This is a genomic window from Pararcticibacter amylolyticus, from assembly GCF_003130405.1.
GTDB lineage: Bacteria > Bacteroidota > Bacteroidia > Sphingobacteriales > Sphingobacteriaceae > Arcticibacter > Arcticibacter amylolyticus.
This window is the reverse complement of sequence record NZ_QEAS01000009.1, coordinates 143700-166076: the sequence shown is the minus strand read 5'-3', so window position 1 is coordinate 166076 and position 22377 is coordinate 143700. Positions and strand designations below refer to the sequence as shown.

Sequence of the window (22377 nt, the reverse complement as noted above, 5' to 3'; positions counted from 1 at the left end):
ATCTTTTGCCTCTGTCTGCCGGAAAAAAGCATAACCAATGTGGTAATCTGTCTGTAAGGAATGGATAAAAAGCTGTTTATATAGGCTGAAATTTTTTTAAAAGCTTAACTTTGCGCTTTAGTAAGACCCATGATATACTTTTTTTCTAATAAAGCAAACAACATTTTTGCTGTTCAAAAAACACAAACCCTGGATCCTTCTGATGTTTCAAAGTTATGCTGGCTTTTTGGGGATGCCCGTTTAGAGCAGGAATCAAGCATTCGTGATTTTTTTGTTGGCCCCCGTGCTGCCATGGTTACCCCCTGGAGTACCAATGCAGTTGAGATTACTCAAAATATGGATATTCATGGAATAACCAGGATTGAAGAGTATTCGAGAGTAGAAGCTGATTTTTCTGAGTTCGACCCGATGCTTTCCCAGAAATACGAGGAGCTTAACCAGGATCTTTTCAAGATCAATATAGACCCTGAGCCGATCCGGGAAATTGAAGATATTGCGGCTTACAACCAGCAGGAAGGTCTTTCGCTGAGTGATGAGGAAATCGATTATCTGAATGGGCTTGCTGCTAAGATTGGCAGGAAACTGACCGACTCGGAAGTTTTCGGCTTCTCGCAGGTAAATTCGGAGCACTGTCGGCATAAGATATTTAACGGAACCTTTGTGATTGACGGGGAGGAGCAGCCTGTTTCTTTATTCAAACTTATAAAAAAGACTTCCGAGGCAAATCCTAACAGCATCGTTTCGGCATATAAAGATAATGTTGCCTTTCTGAAGGGACCTGTTGTGCAGCAGTTTGCTCCGCGGAGGGCAGAAGTGCCTGACTATTACGAAACAAAAGACTTTGAATCCGTTATATCTCTGAAGGCGGAAACGCATAACTTTCCAACCACTGTTGAGCCTTTTAATGGTGCAGCAACCGGATCGGGAGGGGAGATAAGGGACAGGCTTGCAGGCGGGCAGGGAGCCGTGCCTCTGGCCGGAACTGCAGTTTACATGACTGCTTTATCCCGTTTGACTAAAGACAGGCCGTGGGAAAATAAGGTACAGGAAAGAGAGTGGCTGTATCAGTCGCCGGTGGACATTCTCATAAAGGCTTCTAACGGAGCATCAGACTTTGGTAACAAGTTTGGGCAACCACTTATCACCGGGTCCTTGCTGACGTTTGAGCATGAGGAGAATGCGAAGATCCTCGGATATGATAAGGTGATCATGCAGGCTGGCGGCATTGGCTATGGAAAAGCTGAGCAGGCAAAGAAGCATTCGCCTTCTGTGAACGACAAGATCGTTGTGCTTGGCGGGGATAATTACCGGATCGGGATGGGCGGAGCTGCTGTTTCGTCAGCAGATACCGGTGCCTTCGGGTCGGGAATAGAGCTTAATGCTGTTCAGCGTTCTAATCCTGAAATGCAGAAGCGCGTTGCCAATGCGGTAAGAGCCATGGTTGAAAGTGATGAGAATGCAATTGTTTCGATCCATGACCATGGAGCGGGGGGGCATCTCAACTGTTTGTCGGAGCTGGTGGAAGAAACCGGAGGCAAAATTGACCTGGATAAGCTGCCGGTCGGAGACCCGACGCTTTCTGCCAAGGAAATTATCGGAAACGAGTCGCAGGAGCGTATGGGACTTGTAATAGGCGGGGAAAACCTTGAAATGCTTCAAAAGATAGCCGACCGTGAGCGTGCACCGATGTACACGGTAGGAGAGGTGACTGGTGATAATCGTTTTACATTTCAATCTTCATCCAGCGGCATTAAACCAATGGATTTAAATATGGACGATATGTTCGGAAGTTCTCCGAAAACTGTTATGCAGGATAAAAGTATCGTTGCAACCTATCAGCCGGTTGATTATGAAGTTGCCCAACTGGAAAGCTACCTGGAGCAGGTGCTGCAGCTGGAGGCGGTAGCTTGTAAAGACTGGCTTGTCAATAAGGTCGACCGTTGTGTGGGTGGACGGGTGGCTACGCAGCAATGCGCGGGGCCGCTGCAATTGCCTTTAAATAACTGCGGGGTGATGGCTCTTGACTACCAGGGAAAAGATGGAATTGCCACTTCGATCGGACACGCTCCTCTTGCAGCGCTGATCGATCCGGCGGCCGGTAGCCGGAATGCCATAGCTGAAGCTCTTTCAAATATCGTTTGGGCGCCGCTTAAGGATGGGCTTACAGGTGTTTCGCTTTCCGCAAACTGGATGTGGGCATGTAAGAATGAGGGGGAAGATGCAAGATTGTATCAGGCGGTTAAAGCCTGTTCGGAGTTTGCTATTGCACTGGGAATTAATATTCCGACAGGGAAAGATTCCCTGTCCATGAAGCAGAAATACAAGGATAAGGAAGTTATCGCTCCCGGAACAGTAATCATTTCCGCAGGCGGGCACTGTGATGATATCAGGGCTACTGTTGAACCGGTGCTTCGTAAAGATGGCGGGGCTATCTATTATATCAATCTGTCGGGTGATACCTTCAGGCTTGGAGGGTCTTCTTTTGCCCAGGTTAGAAATAAGATCGGTTCGGAAGCGCCGGATATTCTGGACGCAGCGGAATTCAGGAAAGCTTTCAACACTGTTCAGGCTTTGATCCGCGGAGGGCATATACAGGCAGGACATGATATTGGCAGCGGTGGTTTGATTACGACTTTGCTGGAACTTTGTTTTGCTGACCGTGATCTGGGTGCTACTGTTGATTTGTCGGCTTTAGGTGACCAGGATATCATTGCCAAGCTCTTCTCTGAAAATACAGGACTGGTATTTCAGGCAGATGCAGCTGCTGAAGCAATGCTTGTGGAAAATGGGATACGTTTTCATAAGATCGGAAAAGTGAGCTCTGAAGCTTCTTTATCCGTTAAGAACCAGGATGGTGAATGGTCTTTTGACATCGATCATCTGAGGGATGTGTGGTTTAAGACGTCTTATCTGCTTGATCAGAAACAGAGCGGACCGGCGAAAGCGAAGGAACGGTTTGATAATTATAAATACCAGGTATTAAAATATAAATTCCCTGCCGGTTTTGATGGAAAGATGCCTGTTGCGGATGGCTCGAAACCAAAGATTAAAGCGGCGATCATCCGGGAGAAAGGAAGTAACTCAGAGAGGGAGCTTGCGAATGCGATGTATATGGCCGGGTTCGATGTGAAGGATGTTCACATGACGGATCTGATCTCGGGAAGGGAAACGCTGGAAGATATCCAGTTCATCGGGGCTGTCGGAGGGTTTTCGAACTCTGACGTGCTTGGATCGGCTAAAGGATGGGCGGGAGCTTTCCTTTATAATGAAAAGGCCAGAGTCGCACTTGAAAATTTCTTTAAAAGAGAAGATACCCTGTCTGTGGGGATCTGTAATGGCTGCCAGTTATTTGTGGAACTTGGACTGATCAATGATGATCATGAGAACAAACCTAAGATGCTGCATAATGACAGCGGCAAGCATGAATGCAGTTTCACCTCCCTGACCATACAGGAGAATAAATCTGTGATGCTTGCCGGACTGGCAGGCGCTACGCTGGGAGTCTGGATCTCGCACGGGGAAGGGAAGTTCTCTTTGCCGTATACAGAAGATCAGTACCAGATTGTAGCAAAATACGGGTACGAGGGTTATCCTGCTAATCCGAACGGGTCGGGTTATAATACCGCGATCATGTGTGATAAAACAGGCCGTCATCTTGTTACGATGCCGCATATCGAACGTTCACTGCTTCAATGGCAATGGGCTGATTATCCTGCCGGGCGGAAAGATGAAGTTTCGCCATGGTTCCAGGCCTTTGTAAATGCAAGGGTTTGGCTGGAGAAGGTGAAATAAGGAAACAGGATTTGTTTATACATAACGAGGGGTAGTAAATACAAGAGTAATTGTTACCCCTCGTTTTTTAATAGTATTTATAGGAGTGTATTGCCCTGCACCTGATGCCTTGTTTCCGGAATAGCTTGCCGGGCGGAGAAGGCTGCTCAGGCTAGCAGTTCACTTATACTAGTTGCCCAAAGTGGATTCTGTGTTTGTATCCCCGTGTAATCTATTATAAGATAAATAACCTGTCCTCCTGAGAAGGTAATTCGCAGGGGCTTCCAGAACAGGCCAAAGTTCTTGACTGAAGAAGCCGGAAATACGCTGTCAAAGCCCAGATAAATTTGTTCTATCGAACCGAGCGGTACCCGAAGATGATGATCACCTGAAATTTCTATGGCACCGGGTGTCAGAGCTATTACACCCTGATGTTTATGAAGAGGCGGATTGAAAGAGAAAAGACCGGCGATTGTTTTTAGCCACTCCTCTTTGTCCTCTATTTCATAATCATATGCCCAATAAACGCTTCCCTGTAAAAGAATTGTATCCATGTTATTATCAGAATAGCTATGTAAATATAATACGTTTTTACCTCAAAACATAAGGGGTAATCTTATTAGATTTGTTTTATATTCTTTTTAATTCTACCTTTGCACCCTAATTAACAGATGGTTTAACGCTTTGATACTATTCAGGTAATGTATTTAAGTAAAGAGAAAAAGGCAGAGATTTTTGCCGCACACGGTAAAGGCGCAACAGATACAGGTTCAGCCGAAGGCCAGGTAGCATTGTTTACAACACGTATCGCTCATTTAACCGGGCATTTGAAGAAGAACAAGAAAGATTTTTCTACTCAGTTAGCTCTTCAGAAACTGGTTGGTAAACGTCGTGCTTTGTTAGCTTATTTATATAAGAAGGACATCGCAAGATATCGTGCTATCATTAAAGCTTTAGAATTAAGAGATATCATCAAATAATTCTTTTGAAAAAAATAAGAAGCCATCTCACTGGGATGGCTTTTTTATTTTAATTTAGCAGACAAAAGTCAATAATAAACTTTGGCGCACTTCTGAAGATGAACGGTGCGCTGCAATGAACACAAAATGAGTTACAATTTAATCAAAAAGTCGTTCGATTTAGGCGATGGCCGCACAATCGAAATTGAGACAGGTAAGTTGGCTAAGCAGGCCGACGGATCTGTTGTGGTAAAGATGGGAGATACGATGCTGCTTGCTACTGTTGTTTCTGCCAGGGAAGCAAAGGAAGGAATAGATTTTCTACCCCTCTCTGTTGATTACCAGGAAAAATACGCAGCAACCGGTCGTATTCCGGGAGGCTTCTTACGTAGAGAAGCACGTTTATCTGACTATGAAATTTTAATATCGCGTTTAGTTGACCGTGCATTGCGCCCGCTTTTCCCGGAAGATTATCATGCAGAAACGCAGGTAATGATCTCTCTGATCTCTGCGGATAAAAACATTATGCCGGATTCGCTGGCAGGCCTGGCTGCTTCTGCTGCTCTTGCTGTTTCTGATATTCCGTTTAACGGACCTATTTCTGAGGTTCGCGTAGCAAAGGTTGACGGTAAGCTGGTTATCAACCCTTATATGTCTGACCTGGAGCGTGCAACATTAGAATTCATTGTTGCCGGTTCCGAGAACGATATCGTAATGGTGGAAGGTGAGTCTAAAGAGATTTCTGAAGAAGAAATGATCGAGGCTATTGAATTTGCCCACCAGGCTATTAAGGTACAGGTTCAGGTTCAGAAGGAATTGACCATTGAAGTTGGAAAGACTGAAAAGAGAGTTTATTCTCATGAGCACAGCAATCCTGAACTGAAGGAACGCGTATATGCTGAAACTTACGATAAAGTTTACGCTGTTGCCAAATCCGGATCATCTAAACATGAGAGATCTGAGAAGTTCGAAGAAATCCAGAATGAGTTTCTTGTTGGCCTTGGATTAGAGGTTGACGATGTAACCAAGTTCCTGGCTAAGAAATATTTCCACGATGTACAGTATGATGCTGTGCGTAACCTGATCCTGGATGAAGGTATTCGTCTGGACGGCCGTGATGTAAAAACAGTTCGCCCAATCTGGAGTGAAATTGGTTATCTGCCTGCTGCTCACGGTTCAGCTGTGTTTACACGTGGTGAAACGCAGTCTCTTACTACAGTGACTTTAGGTACTAAGCTGGATGAGCAGATGATTGATGGAGCGTTTATTAATGGCTTCCAGAAGTTCATTCTTCATTATAACTTCCCAAGCTTCTCAACCGGTGAGGTTCGTCCTAACCGTGGCCCGGGCCGCCGTGAAGTTGGACATGGAAACCTTGCTCAGCGTTCATTGAAGCAGGTGCTTCCTTCAGAGGAGGAAAATCCATATACTATTCGCGTAGTATCTGATATCCTCGAATCAAATGGTTCGTCGTCAATGGCAACTGTTTGTGCCGGTACACTGGCGCTGATGGATGCAGGTGTAAAGCTGAAAGCTCCTGTTTCCGGTATTGCAATGGGTCTGATCACTGATGAGAAGACCGGAAAGTATGCTGTATTGTCAGATATCCTGGGAGATGAAGATCACTTAGGGGATATGGATTTTAAAGTTACCGGTACTGAAGCTGGTATCGTTGCATGTCAGATGGACTTAAAGATCAACGGTTTAAGATGGGAAGTGTTACGCAGTGCTCTTGAGCAGGCTAAAGAAGGCCGCCTTCATATCCTTAACGAGATGAAGAAGACGATTGCTGAACCACGCACTGACCTGAAACCTCATGCGCCGCGTCTTATTGTCCTTAAAATTGACAAAGAGTTTATTGGTGCTGTGATTGGCCCGGGTGGTAAGATTATCCAGGAAATGCAGCGTGAAACCAACACGACCATCACAATCGAGGAAAAAGATAACCAGGGGGTTGTAAGTATTTTTGCTCCTGATGCTGAAGCGATTGACAAGGCCGTAAAACGTATCAAGGGTATCGTTGCGAAACCTGAAGTAGGCGATATTTACGAAGGTAAAGTGAAATCAATCATGCCTTTCGGGGCTTTTGTTGAGATCCTTCCTGGTAAAGACGGACTTCTTCATATCTCTGAAATAGACTGGAAACGTTACGAAACGATGGACGGCATATTTAAGGTTGGAGATGAAGTGAGAGTAAAACTGCTTGATATTGACAAACAAGGAAAGCTGAAACTTTCAAGAAAGGCGTTATTGCCAAGGCCACCGAAACCGGAAAACAAGCCGGCTGGTGAGCAGGAGGCTAAACCTGCCGATCAGTAAGAGTTACGGAAAATAACTAAGAGAAGGGCTGTTTCAAATTTTGAGACAGCCCTTTTTATATAGCTTGAATTTAGGTAAGGTGTTTTACCTTTTTGCGTGCTGAATTTTATCGAGATGTTGTCTTTTTATTTTGTCGTGATGTTTTTGTTCTTATTTATTCTAGGGTATAATTTCTAATGAATTTTATGGACAGAAAACCTACCTTTGCCTTATGAACCACTTTATAGCCCCTTCTGTTCTTGCAGCCGATTTTGCTAATCTTCAGCGTGATATTGAAATGGTGAATGGCAGTGCTGCTGATTGGTTTCATGTGGACATTATGGATGGGGTATTTGTTCCGAATATTTCATTTGGGTTTCCTGTGGTGGAGGCGATACGGAAGCATGCGGGGAAGCCTTTGGATGTTCACCTGATGATCACGGATCCGGACCGTTATATCGGTGCTTTTGCGAAGGCAGGGGCATCGGTGATCACTGTACACTATGAGGCGTGTACACATTTGCATCGTACTCTTGCTGCTATAAAGGAAATGGGATGTAAAGCCGGGGTGGCACTGAATCCTCATACTCCTGTACATGTTCTTGAAGATATTATTGAGGATGCGGATCTTGTGCTGATCATGTCGGTTAATCCGGGATTTGGCGGGCAAAAGTTTATTCAGCGGACATACGATAAGCTGAAAGCGCTGAAAGCTATGGCGGCGGGAAGAAATGATAATCTGCTTATCGAGGTGGACGGAGGGGTAAATATTTCCAATGCCGGACAACTTATTTCCTGCGGTGCAAACGTACTGGTTGCAGGAAACTTTGTTTTTACGGCGGATGATCCCAAAGCAGTTATTTCGGAAATGAAGGAGGTGATGCCGGGTCTGATGAAGGCCTGAGTTAAGGCTGGTAGATTAAACTTTTAATTCTATAGGTGCATCTTCTCTCGCCTGAGGCGATATGATCCATTCGCTCAATACTCACTCCGTCACCCAGGATCGCTTTCAGGACACGCATATCGGATTCGCAAAAATGTTTGCAGGTATTGGCAGCGGCGCCGATAGGGCAGTTGTTCTCAAAAAGCAGATACTGACCTTCCTGTTCTTTCCGGAATTCAGCCATGTAGCCTTCGCTGGTCCGGATGTCGGTATACCCAACGATCAGGCTTTCCAGGCTTTCATGATCTTTCAGAATGGCTTTATATCTTTTTACTGTTTCTGCTTCGCGGGAAGAGATCACTACTTCGAGGGCATCCTGTCCCAGCTGTTCTTTAATCGTATCGAGAAGCTCTACTGTCAGTGCAGCGTGATTGTTTGGAAAAGATGCATTGCCCTGTTCAGTTAATTCGTATACTTGCACCGGTCGTCCAACGCCTTTAGTGGAGGAGATATATGTTACCAACCCTTCCTCGGAAAGACGTATAAGTTGCTGACGGGCACCCTCATTGGTGATGCCTAATTCTTCAGCAATTTCCTTTGCAGTGAGAGGACCCCGTGTTTTTAGAAGCTGTAAGAATTTATTTGGACGCATAAATATTTTTCCAAGTTTTTACTTGTTTAATTGCAAAAGTAGTAACTTTGTATCAAATAAGACTAAACTATTTTTTAAAAAAGTTATTAAAATATAGGTTATCCCTTTGATACTGAATTAGAAAGGGAATAATGTTTAAAATATGAGTAAAGATCAGGAGTTATTGGAATCGCTTGCAACGAGCGAATATGAATACGGGTTCAGTACTAATATAGAAATGGAAATGGCTCCTAAAGGGCTGAATGAGGATACTATCCGTTACATTTCTGCAAAAAAGAATGAACCTGAGTGGCTTCTTGAGTGGCGTCTTAAGGCTCTGAACCGTTTCCTGGAAATGGAAATGCCTCATTGGCAAAACTTCGATCTTCCTGAAATTGATTTTCAGGATATATCTTATTATGCAGCACCGAAGAAAAAGCAGCTGAATAGTCTGGATGAAGTCGATCCTGAACTTCTGGAGACGTTTGAGAAGCTTGGAATCCCTTTGAACGAACAGAAGATCTTATCGGGAGTGGCAGTTGATGTTGTTTTTGACAGTGTATCGGTTGCAACGACATTTAAGGAGAAGCTGGCTGAAAAAGGCGTAATCTTTTGTTCTTTTGGTGAAGCTGTACAAAACCACCCTGATCTGGTAAAGAAATATCTTGGTACTGTAGTACCTGTAAGTGATAATATATTCGCAGCTCTTAACTCAGCTGTGTTTTCTGATGGATCTTTTGCTTATATCCCTAAGGGCGTAAGGTGCCCGATGGAATTATCTACTTATTTCCGGATCAATGCTATGAACAGCGGACAGTTTGAACGTACGCTGATCGTTGCTGATGATGCCAGTTATGTAAGTTACCTGGAAGGCTGTACTGCACCTATGAGGGATGAGAATCAGCTGCATGCCGCAGTTGTAGAAATTATCGCACTGGATGACGCAGAGGTAAAATATTCAACTGTGCAAAACTGGTACCCCGGCGATAAAGAAGGAAAGGGCGGCGTTTACAATTTTGTAACGAAGCGTGGTATCTGCAAAGGGAATAATTCGAAGATATCCTGGACCCAGGTAGAAACGGGGTCTGCGATTACCTGGAAATATCCTGGTGTAATTCTGAAGGGTGACAATTCTTCAGGTGAGTTCTATTCAGTAGCGATGACGAGGAATCATCAACAAGCCGATACCGGCACCAAGATGATCCATTTGGGTAAGAATACTAAGAGCCGGATCATATCCAAAGGTATTTCTGCAGGAAAGAGTCATAACAGCTACAGGGGACTGGTATCAATTGGCCCCAATGCTGATAATGCACGTAATTTCACACAGTGTGATTCTTTGCTGATTGGTGACAGGTGCGGTGCGCATACGTTCCCTTACATAGAAGGAAAGAATAGCACTGCGATCATAGAACATGAGGCTACTACGTCTAAAATAGCTGAAGATCAGATCTTTTATCTGAATCAGCGGGGACTTGATACGGAGAAAGCTGTAGCGCTGATTGTGAATGGATATGCCCGTGAGGTGTTGAACAATTTGCCAATGGAATTTGCCGTGGAGGCTCAGAAGCTGCTGGCGATTTCACTGGATGGAAGCGTTGGATAGGCGGGGAGTTGAAAGTTTAAAGTGGAAAGTTGAGGGGCGGATAGGTGTTAGAATGATAAGAGGCTGATAACCTAATGCCGACTGCTGATAGCTAATTTAAGTTAAATAGTAATAAAATATACAGGAAATGCTTAATATTCATAATCTTCAAACTTCGGTAGAAGGGAAAGAGATTTTAAAAGGAATAAACCTGCAGGTGAATGCAGGCGAGATACATGCTATAATGGGTCCTAACGGATCGGGAAAAAGTACATTAGCTTCTGTTCTTGCTGGAAAAGAGAGCTATGAAGTGACTGGCGGAGAAGTATTATTTGATGGAAAAGACTTGCTGGACATGGCTCCGGAGGATCGTGCAAGGGAAGGGCTTTTTCTCGCATTTCAGTATCCTGTTGAAATTCCGGGCGTATCGAATATTAACTTTTTAAAGACTGCTATTGGTGAGATCCGTGCTTATAAGGGATTGGATCCACTGAGTTCAAAGGATTTTTTGAAGCTTCTGAAAGATAAACAGGAGCTGGTAGAGCTGAAAGCATCGCTGGTGAACCGTTCTTTGAATGAAGGATTTTCAGGCGGTGAGAAGAAAAGGAATGAAATCCTTCAGCTGGCAATGCTTGAGCCGAAACTCGCTATCCTGGATGAAACGGATTCGGGTCTTGATATTGATGCTTTAAGGATTGTTGCGAACGGCGTGAACAAACTTCGTTCTGAAAATAATGCTTTCGTGGTGATCACTCACTATCAACGCCTTCTTGATTATATTGTTCCTGATTTTGTGCATATTCTTTATGATGGACGTATCATTAAATCGGGTACGAAAGAACTGGCTTTCGAGCTGGAGGAAAAAGGGTATGATTGGGTTAAAGACGAATTAAGTGCGCAGGCATCTCCTTCTCTTTAAGGTTTAGATCTCGCAAAATGGAAAAAGGAATATTCAATAATTTTTATACATATCTTACAGGGGCGTTTGCCGGCAGGCAGCAGGCGGCGCGTTTAACGGAGCCCGGATGGCTGACTGAAAAGAGAGAGGCCGCATTTGCTCTTTTTGCTGAGAAAGGGATTCCTTCCAGAAAGAGTGAGGAGTGGCGTTTTACCAATCTTGAGAAGTTTCTGTCGCACGAGTTCAAGTTTCAGCAGGAAGTAATTCCTGAGAGGAGTGGTCTGGCGCTTGAGGAACTGGAAGCAAGCCGCATTGTTATCGTTAACGGAAGATTTGCAGCTGATCTATCGGATCCTATTCCTGATGGAATGACGTTTCTGGATACAAAAGCCGCTCTTGCCGACGCCCGTTTTGCGGAAAAATTAGGTACTGTAGCCGATTTCCCGGATAACCCGATGCTGGCACTTAACACTGCGTTTTTTTCTGAGTTCAGCGTTCTGCATATTGAGGCGAAGGCTGTTGTTGAGAAGCCGCTCCATATTGAGCATATTTATACGTCGCACGCCTCTGCTGCGTTTATTGCATACCGGACGCTTGTGGTTGCAGAGAAACTTAGTGAAGCTACCCTGATAGAAACATTTCACTCTGAAGGAGGAGCGCCCGTTTTTGTTGATTTCGTAAGTGAACAACAGGTGGATGAAGGAGCTGTTTTTCATTCCCACATGATCAACAATGTTGGAGAGAATGTTTGCTTTGTTCAGCACAGGGAAGTATGTCAATTCAGGAACAGTGTCTTAAATAATTCAAATATATCTCTTGGTGATGCGGGGATGATCAGAAATGATCTGAATTTCCGGTTAAAGGAAAGCGGCACGGAAACCAATTTACTGGGTGCCTACCTGGTGACTGGTGAGCAGCATGTGGATAATCATACGCTGGTGGATCACCAGATGCCTCATTGCAACAGCAGCGAGTTGTATAAAGGGATTCTTCACGATAAATCGCGTGCTGTATTTAATGGGAAAGTTTTCGTCCGTCAGGATGCTCAGAAAACAAATGCGTTTCAGCAGAACAATAACCTTTTGTTAAGTAACCAGGCGACGGTGAACAGTAAACCGCAGCTGGAAATATTTGCCGATGACGTAAAATGTTCTCATGGATCTACGGTAGGTCAGATGAATAAGGACGCTCTTTTTTATCTTAAGGCAAGAGGGATAGGAGAGGAGACAGCAGGGCGTTTATTGATGCAGGCATTTGTTTTTGATATACTTTCGCGAATCGAAATCCCGGAACTGAGGGATTTTACCGAAGAACTATTACATAAAAAACTTCATACAGAAAACCTGGTAATTGCTTAATTGCAGGTCTGAGGACAATAAAAATGGAAGTCAATACGGAAAATACAGTCAGGCAATTTTTATATGGCGGGGAGCCGATTGCAAAGCAATTTCCGGCGCTCCACCAGTCTGTATACGGAAAACCGCTGGTGTACTTTGACAATGCGGCTACTACGCAGAAGCCTTTTTCGGTGATTCATGCTATCAGTGACTATTATAATACGATTAACAGTAATATTCACCGCGGTGTACATTACCTGAGTCAAAAGGCTACTGATGCTTATGAAGTGTCCCGGAAAGCGGTTGCTTCCTTTATTAATGCGCGCAATTCTTCAGAGGTGATTTTTACAAAGGGAACAACCGATGGTATTAACCTTATTGCTGATGTTTATGGCGCGTATGCGTTAAAGGAAGGCGATTCGGTGATTATATCAGCGATGGAGCATCATTCAAATATCGTTCCCTGGCAATTGATGTGCGATAAACATGGTGCGCAATTGAAGGTGATCCCAATGAATGAAGACGGGGAATTGCTGATGGATGAGTTTGCGAATCTTCTTGATGAGCGTGTGAAGATCGTAGCTGTAGGATACGTTTCGAACACCCTCGGCACGATAAACCCGGTGAAGGAGATCATTGAAATGGCTCATGCTAACGGAACTCCTGTGTTAATTGATGCAGCTCAGGCTGTGCAGCATTTGTCTATTGACGTCCAGGACCTTGATTGTGATTTTCTCGCTTTCTCCGGGCATAAAATGTATGGTCCTACAGGTATCGGTATTTTGTACGGGAAAGAAGAATGGCTGGAGAAACTGCCTCCTTACCAGGGCGGCGGCGATATGATTAAAACGGTGACGTTTACGGGTACAGAATATAACGAACTTCCTTTTAAATATGAAGCGGGTACCCCTCACATTGACGGAGCTATTTCTCTTAAAGCTGCTGTTGATTTTATTAATGAAACCGGAATCGGAGAAATTGCTGCTTTCGAAAACGGATTGCTTCATTATGTGACTTCTTTAGTGAATGAAATCCCTGGTATTGAGATCATAGGGCGTGCAAAAGCCAAAACCAGTGCTTTGTCACTTTCGGTGAAAGGAGTTCATCCGTATGACGTAGGTGTGCTTCTGGATAAAATGGGGATAGCGGTGAGAACGGGGCATCATTGTACCCAGCCTGTAATGGATTTTTATTGTATTCCGGGTACTGTGCGGTTATCTCTTGCTGTTTACAATACAGCGGATGAAATTGATTATTTTATAAGCAGTCTCAAGCGTGCAATAAATATGCTTGTTTAGAGTATTATATAGAATGACTATTAACGAAAAGCAGGACGAACTAATCGAGGAATTTGAGTACCTGACAGACTGGGTAGATAAGTATGAGCAGATCATCCAGATTGGAAAAGAGCTTCCGCTTATTAACGAAGAATTTAAGCAGGATAAGTTTCTTATCAAGGGGTGCCAGTCAAAGGTATGGCTATATCCGGAGTTTAAAGACGGCAGGATCTATTTTACTGCCGACAGCGATGCAATCATATCAAAAGGGCTTGTAAGTCTTATAGTAAGGGTTCTTTCCGGTTTTCCGCCGGAGGATATCCGGGATGCTGATCTGTACTTTATTGATCGTATTGGGCTTAAGGAGCACTTGTCGCCAACCCGTTCAAATGGATTGGTATCCATGGTAAAACAGATTAAGCTTTATGCCATTGCTTACAGTTCAGCGATGGCTGGTAAGAATTTTGAGTAGTATGATTATAGAAGATAAAGCAGGTATAAAAGATCAGGTGATTGAAAAGCTGAAGACCGTATATGATCCGGAGATACCTGTGGATGTATATGAGCTGGGATTGATATATGAGCTGCATACTTTTCCTGAAGGAATTGTTAAGGTTGTCATGACCCTCACTGCCCCAGCCTGTCCGGCTGCCGATCAGATCCTGCAGGATGTTCAGGCCGCCGTGGCGTCTGTTGACGATGTGAAGGAGGTACGGGTAGAAATCTCATTTGACCCTCCCTGGGACAGGGAAATGATGAGCGAAGACGCTAAGCTGGAGTTGGGTTTCTTCTAGACCAGATAAAAGCCTTGTTGTGTCTAAACTTATCCGGCTATATTTAGCCCTTGATTACCTTACATTATTTTACTTCCGTTTATTTTTCTTTTTATAAGCCTTATACCAGTAGTTGGAGGATGTCCATTGTGATCCCCCTGTGAGTTGTCCTGTTTGATTGATACTGAGGCAAGGGGCTTTTATGTTCACTGGAATTCCATGTGCTTTTCTGATTTTTTCATTTTTGTAATAAAAACGGCCCGGATTTTCAATTGATTAAGTGGTTTTTCTTTTTTTGATCTTTTTGATATAAAATTTGTAAAAAAATGAAAGTTTATTGTAAATTCGTTTCCGGTATTCGTTTTTTTATTACAAAGTATTCATATTTGAATTATATATTTTCGAAATCATCAAAAAATGGCAACAAAATTAGAGTACATTTGGCTTGATGGCTATAAACCCACTCAGAGCCTGCGCAGTAAAACCAAAATTGTAAAGAACTTTAGTGGAAAGCTTGAGGAATGCCCACTGTGGAGCTTTGATGGCTCTTCGACTGAGCAAGCTCCGGGCGGTTCTTCTGACTGTGTGTTAAAACCAGTTTTTATTTGTCCTGATCCGCAAAGGAAAGATGCTTATCTTGTTATGTGTGAAGTTCTTACAGCAGACGGAACTGCACATGAATCTAATGGACGTGCTTTAATTGACGATGACGATAACGATTTTTGGTTTGGTTTTGAGCAGGAGTATTTCCTTTGGGATCCTGAAACAAACAAGCCTTTAGGTTTCCCAGCAGGTGGTTATCCAGCTCCTCAGGGCCCTTATTATTGCTCGGTAGGTGCGAATAACGCTTACGGACGGGAAATTGTAGAGGAACATCTTGATGCATGTCTTGAAGCCGGATTAAATGTTGAGGGCATCAACGCTGAAGTAGCAGCAGGTCAATGGGAATTCCAGATCTTTGCAAAAGGGGCGAAAGAAGCAGGCGACCAGATCTGGATTGGCCGTTACCTCCTTGAAAGAATCGGGGAAAAATACGGAGTGGCAATAAACTGGCATTGTAAGCCTCTTGGTGCACTTGACTGGAATGGTTCAGGTATGCATGCAAATTTCTCAAACTCAGTTCTGAGAACAGCAGGAAATAAAGAAACTTACGATAAAATTTGCGAAGCTTTCCGTCCGGTAGTGAAGGAACATATCGAAGTGTATGGTGCAGACAACCATCTGCGTCTTACAGGTAAACATGAAACTGCTTCCATACATGACTTTAGCTATGGCGTTTCTGACCGTGGTGCGTCTATCCGTATTCCTCTTGCAACTGTAGAAAAAGGATGGAACGGATACCTGGAAGACCGTCGTCCTAATTCAGCCGCTGATCCGTATAAAGTAGCAGCACGTATTATTAAGACTGTTAAATCGGTAGCTGTTTAGGCAGGTAGTTGTTTATTAGTTTTTAAGTCCCCTGGGAGTTTTTCCAGGGGATTTTTTAATATTGGCCGTACCGTCCTGATTCTATGAGAGGCAGGTTTTCTGAAGAAAGGTTATACTGGTATAGCCAGCATTCCAGGCATTCTTTTCCGGTGCAGACGGTTCTCTTTACCCTGACGAATTCGTTAGGCTGTGAGAATCCCGGGCCGAACCCTTCGTATTCATCCAGCTCTTTCCAGATTTTATTCTGTTGCTGCAATCTGAAGATTTTTCCATATACCCAACTTTCGCTTTCCGGATCAGTGATTAGAGCCGGATATTCCCCGGCATGGTAGAGCCTGCCTTTTATGTGTCCTTCGCTATATAAACAGGCATGGTGGTTTAACAGAGCCCCGAAGTAATTGGACGTATGTAATAACGTCCCGTAAACAAATAAATAATCTGCCTCATTCATGTCTGAAAGTCCTCTTCGGTGTGAAATTAAAAAAAACAGTTCCAGGTCGTTGAATCTTATTAAATTAAGGCCTTTTAATGGATATTCAGAAAACGTAGTTTTTAACTGCATATTATTTTTTCAGGGCTCAGATCGGTTTAAATTATTATATGGATAATTCCCAGATTATAAAGTATTTACAGGATAAGGATGTTCACAAGATCAAATTTGCGTTTGCTGATATTGATGGTATTCTGCGGGGAAAGGTTATTCACCGGAAGAAATTTATTGACGGCCTGCAGGAAGGATATGGTTTCTGTGATGTTGTTTTTGGCTGGGATAGTGCTGATGCCCTTTACGATGGGGTGGAGGTTACAGGATGGCACACCGGTTTCCCGGATAAACCTTGCAGAATAGACCTGAATACCTTCCGTACTGTTCCCTGGGAAGATAATATTCCTTTTTTTCTGGCTGATTTCAGCGGCTCTGATGGCGCTGGTTTAGCTTCCTGCCCTAGAAGCCTTTTAAAAAGAATTATGCACGACTGTGAGGAAATGGGATTTCATGCTGAGTTTGCACAGGAATTTGAATGGTTTAATTTCAGGGAGAGCCCGGAGAGCTTGCGGGAAAAGGGTTTTTCGGGATTACAGCCGCTGACTCCCGGGATGTATGGATATTCGATTCTCCGGCCTTCACAAAACAGTGCTTTTTATTATGATCTCTTTAACCTGCTGGAGCAGTTCAATATAACCCTTGAAGGCCTGCATACTGAAACGGGACCGGGGGTATATGAGGCCGCTATTCTTCATTGCCGGGTGTTGGAGGCCGCAGATAAAGCGGTGCTTTTTAAAACGGCTGTGAAAGAGATTGCAGCAAGGCACCATATTGTTGCTTCTTTTATGGCTAAATGGAATACGGACCTGCCGGGTTGCAGCGGACACATTCACCAAAGCTTGTGGAGCCTGGACCGGAGATATAATTTGTTTTACAGCATCGAGGAGGAGGGAAATATAAGTCCTTTGTTAAAGCAGTATATAGCGGGACAGCTTTATTGTCTTCCGTATATATTACCAATGCTGGCACCAACAGTAAATAGTTATAAAAGGCTTGTGGAGGGGGCGTGGGCACCCACGACAGTGAGCTGGGGATATGATAACAGGACAACTGCCCTGCGCGTGCTTAACCCTTCAGAAAAATATACCCGGCTGGAAATGAGGGTTCCGGGAGCTGACAGCAATCCTTACCTGGCAATGGCTGCTTCGCTTGCTTCGGGCTTGTATGGGATAAAAAACCGCCTTCTCCTTGATATCGAAGCAGTGAAAGGGAATGCGTATCAGAACAGTGAGATTGAAAGATTGCCTGCTGACCTTTATTCTGCGGCTATGGCAATGAACGAATCACCTGTGGCAAGGGAACTGTTTGGTGAGGCTTTTGTTGATCATTTTGTGAAAACCAGGCTATGGGAGTGGAAACAATATGCAAAACAGGTAAGCAACTGGGAATTGAGGAGATACTTTGAGATTATATAGAGGGAGATTACGAATTACGATTTACTGAAAACTGATAGCTGCTACCGACAGTCAGCTGCCAAAGCCAATTTATGGACTACTCGAGAATCATAAAAAAAGCCTGGAGGGAATACGATGCTTCTAAGGTGATTTATAAAATCCAGGACATCAGTGCAATGGTGTCAACGAATCATGTGTTCCGGATTACGTTTGAAGATGAAGATATTGTGATTGCGAAATTATCATATTTTGGTAAGTATGAGCATTTTAAAGAGGATCATCGTATTATACATTCACTTGCCAACAATTTGCTTTACCCTTTTGAGAACCTGCTGGCAAAGTCTCTTTTGAAAAATAACAGGGTTTTTACTTACCGTTATAAGACTGCTTCTACAGATGCATGGGTGGTGTTCTATAACCCTGTAAGAGTACAGAAGCGATTACCAAAGCGGCTAAGTGAGGCTCAGATACGCAAGTTCGGACAGCAGATAGGAAAGTTTCATAAGGCTTGCTCGAGGATCAGGAATGTATTGCCTCAATCATCGAAGACCTTGAGTACAGATATTGTTACGCTGCTTAAACAGTTGAAGAATAAGAAAAAAAATACTTATGACGATCAGCAGTGCGAGATGCTTAAGCACCATTGCGAGGCTTTTCAGAAAAACAGGCTACTTTTAAAGGCTGATAGATTTGAAACTATCCCGGTGTTTATTGACTGGAACATCGGAAACTTTTCGGTGACTCCGAGCCTGAAGCTTTATTCAAGATGGGACTATGACTGGTTCAGGATGAGCAGCAGGATGATGGATTTTTATTTTTTTAGCCGTGTGGTTTCTGATATTGGTGACCGTACTGTTTTCAGCTATGTCATCGGGCCAATGATGGAAGACCGTTTTATCATCTTTCTTGAAGAATATCATAAGGTAAATCCGCTTAGCGCAAATGAGCTTCGCTTTTTGAAGGAGGTGTACCGTTTCTTTATCCTGAATTATGTTATGAAAGACGGGACTTACTTTTTCAGCGAACAATATGCTACCAAGCTGCAATCGGAGGCTTTTGAAATTTACCTGCCATCGATAGATCAGGAGTTTGATGCCGGTAAATTAATCTCAGCTTTAAACATAAAATAGTTTTTCAGAATGAATAATATCTATACGTTCAGGGAGGTAATTGATCAGTATAAAGTAGTGTTTTTCGATGCTTTCGGGGTAATAAAGAATTATAAAGGATTGGTGCCGGGGATAGAGAAGACCTTTGCCTATCTTAAAGCGGAAAAGAAAGAATATTTTATTGTTACCAACGATGCCTCCAGAAGTCCGAAGCAACTGGCCGAAAGATATCATCAGATGGGCTTAAAGGCCATTACAGATGACCGGATCATCTCTTCGGGAATGCTGGCTAAAGAGTACCTGGAACTGAAAGTGAATGAGGGAATTGCTGCGTTTCTGGGGACGCCCGAATCTGCTCATTATATAGAAAGTGCCGGTTTGAAGACCCTTCCGGTAAGTGAGGTTACTGCCCGGAATATTCATGATGTAAATGCTATGGTGTTTCTTGATGATGAGGGTTTTGAATGGGCCAGAGATCTGAACAAGACGGTTAATATCCTTAGAAAAAGGACGATACCTGCCATTGTGGCTAATACAGACGATGCTTATCCTCTCAATATAGGGGAAATCTGCATTGCAGTGGGAAGCATGGCTACTATGATAGAGAATATTGTCGGCAAGGAGTTTATCCGTTTCGGAAAACCCGATTCTCAAATGTTCATGTTCGCCTATGATCTCGTCAGGAGCAGGCTCCAGGTTAACAAGAAGGAAATTGTGATGGTTGGAGATACTTTGCACACAGATATTCTCGGCGGGAATAAATTCGGGCTTGATACTATCCTGGTGCTGTCTGGCAATACGCTTGCAGGCGATGCTGAAACCAGAATTAACAGTACCGGAATTATTCCTACTTACATTTGTCCTTCTGCTGTTGTTGAGTAATTCATAGTGGATGTTTTTCGATTTTCATACGCATGCAGGAGTTGACCGGGAAGATGTAAAGACCATACGGAATGCTATAATTCCTGACGGAACATCCGCTGAGCGGGGTGTTTTGGCGGAGACGGATAACCATCACTGGGTATCCGCCGGCATCCATCCCTGGTATATCAATGAAAAAAACTATTCAGCACAGTTAGACCTGCTGCGGGAGGTTGCGGTAAACGATCAGGTGAAGCTGATAGGTGAATGCGGACTTGACAGGCTGCGAGGCCCTAACCTAAACCTGCAGATGCTTATTTTTACTGAGCAAATCAATCTTTCGGAAGAGTTGAAGAAACCTGTACTGGTTCACTGTGTACGTTGCTTCAGTGAACTGCTTCATCTGAACAAAATAAGCAGACCTACGGTCCCGCTTATAGTGCATGGATTTAATAATAAAAAGGAAATTGCCCGTCAACTGATCGACGGCGGATTTTATTTGTCGTTTGGGGCAGCTTTGTTAAACAATAAATCGAATGCTGTAAAAATCTTCAGAGAGATTCCGGTTGAAAGGGTTTTTTTGGAGACCGATGATAAAGATGTGGCTATCGAATGTATTTACGAGGAGGCGGCAACATTGAAAAATGTTTCAGTAAATGCCCTGAAAGAAAGTATTTTTGCCAATTGTTTGAGTTTAGGCATAATTGAAAAATGATAAATGATTTAAGCTGGCTGTCGCGTTCAGCCCTGCTGGTAGGTGAAGAGGGGATTGAAAAGCTACAGAATTCTCATGTGCTGGTTGTCGGATTAGGAGGGGTAGGGTCTTTTGCAGCGGAATTTATTTGCCGGTCGGGAGTTGGGGAAATGACCATAGTGGATGGAGATGCTGTTGACCCGTCTAACAGAAACCGCCAGCTGCCGGCTTTGGCCACAAATCATGGGGAACTGAAGGCTGATATAATGGCCTCCCGTCTGCTCGAGATTAATCCCGCGCTAAATCTGCATGTTGTGAGGAATTTCCTTAGCCCTAAAATGTGCAGGGATATGCTGAACCAGAGGTTTGATTACGTGATGGATTGCATCGACAGTGTCACTCCTAAATTATACCTTCTGGCAACTGCTTACCAGACAGGGCAGAAGATCGTTAGTTCGATGGGTGCCGGGGGAAAGCTTGATCCAACACAATTACGGGTGGCCGACCTGATGGATACATATCAATGCCAGTTTGCCCAGTATGTAAGGAAGCGGATCAAAAGATTGTCAGTTGGCACGGGTATTAAAGCTGTTTTTTCAACAGAAGAGGTGATGCGTTCGTCTTTAATTATGACGGACGGAAGCAATTTCAAGCGCTCGGCATACGGCACTATATCTTATCTGCCCGCAGCATTCGGAGGGGTTTGTGCTTCTGTCGTTATCCGGGACCTGCTCGGCTATCCTGTTAAACTTACCCAAAGACCGCCATCTATGATGGATAAGAAAACCGGATCTAAGGGCAAGCCAAAGAAAAGCAAAGCGAAGGATTGATTTTTATATTTGATAAATGGAGACTGTTTTTAATGTTATTAAGGTTTACAGGGACAATTTTTCGAAACTTGTTTCTGACCTTTCTGAGGAGGAGATGAACCGGATTCCCGCTGGTTTCTCAAATAATATAATATTGAACTATGTTCATGTTATAGTGAGTCAGCAGGTTCTGTGTTACCGTACAACAGGTTTACCGTATAAGATAGAAGAAAGCCTTATTGAGAAATACAGGAGAGGAACAGTTCCGGCGGACAATGTTGGAAAGGCTGAACTGGAACAATTTACAGGAATGTCGATCCGGTTAATAGAAGAATTGAGAGCTGATTATTTGAACGGGCTTTTTGATGTTTTCGAAACGTATACCACAAGTTCCGGATCCGCTATTACGTCTATTGAAAGTGCAATAAGTTATGTGGCGGTTCATGATGGCCTGCATCTGGGATATTCGATGGCCTTAAGGCGTGCGGTAAGGAATTCATAAAGAAAGATAAGCTAAAAGCACACAGTTAAGGATGCTTTTAGCTTGTACCTCAAAAATTAAGCTTGTTTTACAAGTTGTATTTCGCAAAGAAGTTTAATGTCGTCACTTACCACTACCTGTCCGGCTTCTGTTACAGCGCTCCATGTCAGGTTGAACTCTTTACGGCTTAATTTGCCTTTTACAGTGAATCCGGCCTTGGTTTGTCCATAAGGATCTACTACAATCCCTCCAAATTCCACATCAAGTGTAATTGGTTTCGTTACGCCGCGGATGGTAAGATCGCCATGGAGTTTAACTTCGTCTTCGCCGATCTGCTCATATTTGTTTCCCTTGAAGGTAATCTGGCTGTGATTTTCTGCATCAAAGAAATCAGGAGATTTCAGGTGTGCATCTCTCTGGTCATTGTTCGTGCTGATAGAGTCAACGTCAGCGGTAAATTCAATTTTGGTTGCATTTGAAAAGTCGTCACCTTCCGTCTCTACTTCCAGGTCAAACTGTTTGAAGTAGCCGGTTACTGTTGTGATCATCAGGTGTTTTACTTTAAACTGCACTTCGCTGTGCGTAGGGTCAATTTTCCAATTCGTTGCCATTGTTTCTTGTTTGAGTTTATTAACAAACAGAAGC

21 protein-coding genes are annotated in these 22377 nt (G+C 43.6%); 17 read left to right on the top strand and 4 right to left on the bottom strand.

Translation table 11 applies throughout. The features are described 5' to 3' along the window. The first annotated feature begins 129 nt into the window (after nucleotides 1-129). On the top strand, nucleotides 130-3792 hold the full coding sequence (gene purL / locus DDR33_RS12350; RefSeq protein ID WP_109416102.1) for a phosphoribosylformylglycinamidine synthase: 3663 nt from the start codon (nucleotides 130-132) through the stop codon (nucleotides 3790-3792). A gap of 146 nt (nucleotides 3793-3938) precedes the next feature. Here the strand turns inward: purL and DDR33_RS12345 are convergent, their stop codons facing one another. Further along, on the bottom strand, nucleotides 3939-4325 hold the full coding sequence (locus DDR33_RS12345; protein WP_109416101.1) for a hypothetical protein: 387 nt from the start codon (nucleotides 4323-4325) through the stop codon (nucleotides 3939-3941). 147 nt (nucleotides 4326-4472) lie between these two features. Between DDR33_RS12345 and rpsO the strand changes: the two genes are divergently transcribed. From rpsO to rpe, 3 genes are all read left to right on the top strand, one after another. Continuing rightward, entirely contained in the window at nucleotides 4473-4751 is a 279-nt protein-coding gene (gene rpsO, locus DDR33_RS12340; RefSeq protein ID WP_109416100.1) for a 30S ribosomal protein S15, read from the top strand. 126 nt (nucleotides 4752-4877) lie between these two features. Next, a complete protein-coding gene (gene pnp, locus DDR33_RS12335) occupies nucleotides 4878-7049 on the top strand; it encodes a polyribonucleotide nucleotidyltransferase (protein WP_109416099.1) in 2172 nt (723 codons plus the stop codon). Nucleotides 7050-7260: 211 nt separating this feature from the next. Next, nucleotides 7261-7932 (top strand): ribulose-phosphate 3-epimerase, encoded by a 672-nt coding sequence (gene rpe, locus DDR33_RS12330; protein WP_109416098.1) that lies wholly within the window; start codon nucleotides 7261-7263, stop codon nucleotides 7930-7932. 1 nt (nucleotide 7933) lies between these two features. Here rpe and DDR33_RS12325 read toward each other — a convergent pair whose 3' ends face one another. Next, the gene (locus DDR33_RS12325) at nucleotides 7934-8563 is read right to left on the bottom strand and encodes a helix-turn-helix transcriptional regulator (RefSeq protein WP_109416097.1); all 630 of its coding nucleotides are present in this window, start codon (nucleotides 8561-8563) and stop codon (nucleotides 7934-7936) included. Between the two features lie 142 nt (nucleotides 8564-8705). On the opposite strand from DDR33_RS12325, the gene sufB reads away from it, so the two are divergent. The 7 genes from sufB to DDR33_RS12290 all read left to right on the top strand — a co-directional run bounded on the left by sufB (nucleotide 8706) and on the right by DDR33_RS12290 (nucleotide 15840). After that, entirely contained in the window at nucleotides 8706-10148 is a 1443-nt protein-coding gene (gene sufB, locus DDR33_RS12320; RefSeq protein WP_109416096.1) for a Fe-S cluster assembly protein SufB, read from the top strand. A 127-nt stretch (nucleotides 10149-10275) separates the two neighbouring features. Then, entirely contained in the window at nucleotides 10276-11046 is a 771-nt protein-coding gene (sufC, locus tag DDR33_RS12315; RefSeq protein WP_109416095.1) for a Fe-S cluster assembly ATPase SufC, read from the top strand. Between the two features lie 17 nt (nucleotides 11047-11063). Further along, the gene (gene sufD, locus DDR33_RS12310) at nucleotides 11064-12383 is read left to right on the top strand and encodes a Fe-S cluster assembly protein SufD (protein WP_109416094.1); all 1320 of its coding nucleotides are present in this window, start codon (nucleotides 11064-11066) and stop codon (nucleotides 12381-12383) included. 23 nt (nucleotides 12384-12406) lie between these two features. Further along, nucleotides 12407-13660 carry an aminotransferase class V-fold PLP-dependent enzyme gene (locus DDR33_RS12305; protein WP_109416093.1) on the top strand — a complete coding sequence of 418 codons (1254 nt, stop codon included), beginning with the start codon at nucleotides 12407-12409 and terminating at the stop codon, nucleotides 13658-13660. A 13-nt stretch (nucleotides 13661-13673) separates the two neighbouring features. Beyond that, nucleotides 13674-14111 carry a SufE family protein gene (locus DDR33_RS12300; protein WP_109416092.1) on the top strand — a complete coding sequence of 146 codons (438 nt, stop codon included), beginning with the start codon at nucleotides 13674-13676 and terminating at the stop codon, nucleotides 14109-14111. Nucleotide 14112: 1 nt separating this feature from the next. Next, nucleotides 14113-14433 carry a metal-sulfur cluster assembly factor gene (locus DDR33_RS12295; RefSeq protein ID WP_109416091.1) on the top strand — a complete coding sequence of 107 codons (321 nt, stop codon included), beginning with the start codon at nucleotides 14113-14115 and terminating at the stop codon, nucleotides 14431-14433. Between the two features lie 396 nt (nucleotides 14434-14829). Continuing rightward, nucleotides 14830-15840: a glutamine synthetase beta-grasp domain-containing protein gene (locus DDR33_RS12290; RefSeq protein WP_109416090.1), complete on the top strand. Its 1011-nt coding sequence runs from the start codon at nucleotides 14830-14832 to the stop codon at nucleotides 15838-15840. Between the two features lie 55 nt (nucleotides 15841-15895). Here the strand turns inward: DDR33_RS12290 and DDR33_RS12285 are convergent, their stop codons facing one another. Further along, nucleotides 15896-16402, bottom strand: a complete 507-nt coding sequence (locus DDR33_RS12285) for a gamma-glutamylcyclotransferase family protein (protein WP_109416089.1) — start codon at nucleotides 16400-16402, stop codon at nucleotides 15896-15898. A gap of 38 nt (nucleotides 16403-16440) precedes the next feature. On the opposite strand from DDR33_RS12285, the gene DDR33_RS12280 reads away from it, so the two are divergent. From DDR33_RS12280 to DDR33_RS12255, 6 genes are all read left to right on the top strand, one after another. Then, nucleotides 16441-17799, top strand: a complete 1359-nt coding sequence (locus DDR33_RS12280) for a glutamine synthetase family protein (protein ID WP_109416088.1) — start codon at nucleotides 16441-16443, stop codon at nucleotides 17797-17799. 71 nt (nucleotides 17800-17870) lie between these two features. Beyond that, nucleotides 17871-18908, top strand: a complete 1038-nt coding sequence (locus DDR33_RS12275) for a hypothetical protein (RefSeq protein ID WP_109416087.1) — start codon at nucleotides 17871-17873, stop codon at nucleotides 18906-18908. 9 nt (nucleotides 18909-18917) lie between these two features. Further along, a complete protein-coding gene (locus DDR33_RS12270; protein ID WP_109416086.1) occupies nucleotides 18918-19769 on the top strand; it encodes a TIGR01459 family HAD-type hydrolase in 852 nt (283 codons plus the stop codon). Between the two features lie 10 nt (nucleotides 19770-19779). Beyond that, complete coding sequence (locus DDR33_RS12265) at nucleotides 19780-20463, top strand: TatD family hydrolase (protein ID WP_109416085.1); 684 nt, start codon at nucleotides 19780-19782, stop codon at nucleotides 20461-20463. Next, the gene (locus DDR33_RS12260) at nucleotides 20460-21272 is read left to right on the top strand and encodes a tRNA threonylcarbamoyladenosine dehydratase (protein WP_317047441.1); all 813 of its coding nucleotides are present in this window, start codon (nucleotides 20460-20462) and stop codon (nucleotides 21270-21272) included. The genes DDR33_RS12265 and DDR33_RS12260 overlap by 4 nt, the downstream gene beginning before the upstream one ends. A gap of 16 nt (nucleotides 21273-21288) precedes the next feature. Next, a complete protein-coding gene (locus tag DDR33_RS12255) occupies nucleotides 21289-21753 on the top strand; it encodes a DinB family protein (protein ID WP_109416084.1) in 465 nt (154 codons plus the stop codon). Between the two features lie 56 nt (nucleotides 21754-21809). On the opposite strand, the gene DDR33_RS12250 is transcribed toward DDR33_RS12255, so the two are convergent. Next, nucleotides 21810-22377 (bottom strand): YceI family protein (locus tag DDR33_RS12250; protein WP_317047440.1); only part of this gene is annotated, 568 nt, incomplete at its 5' end.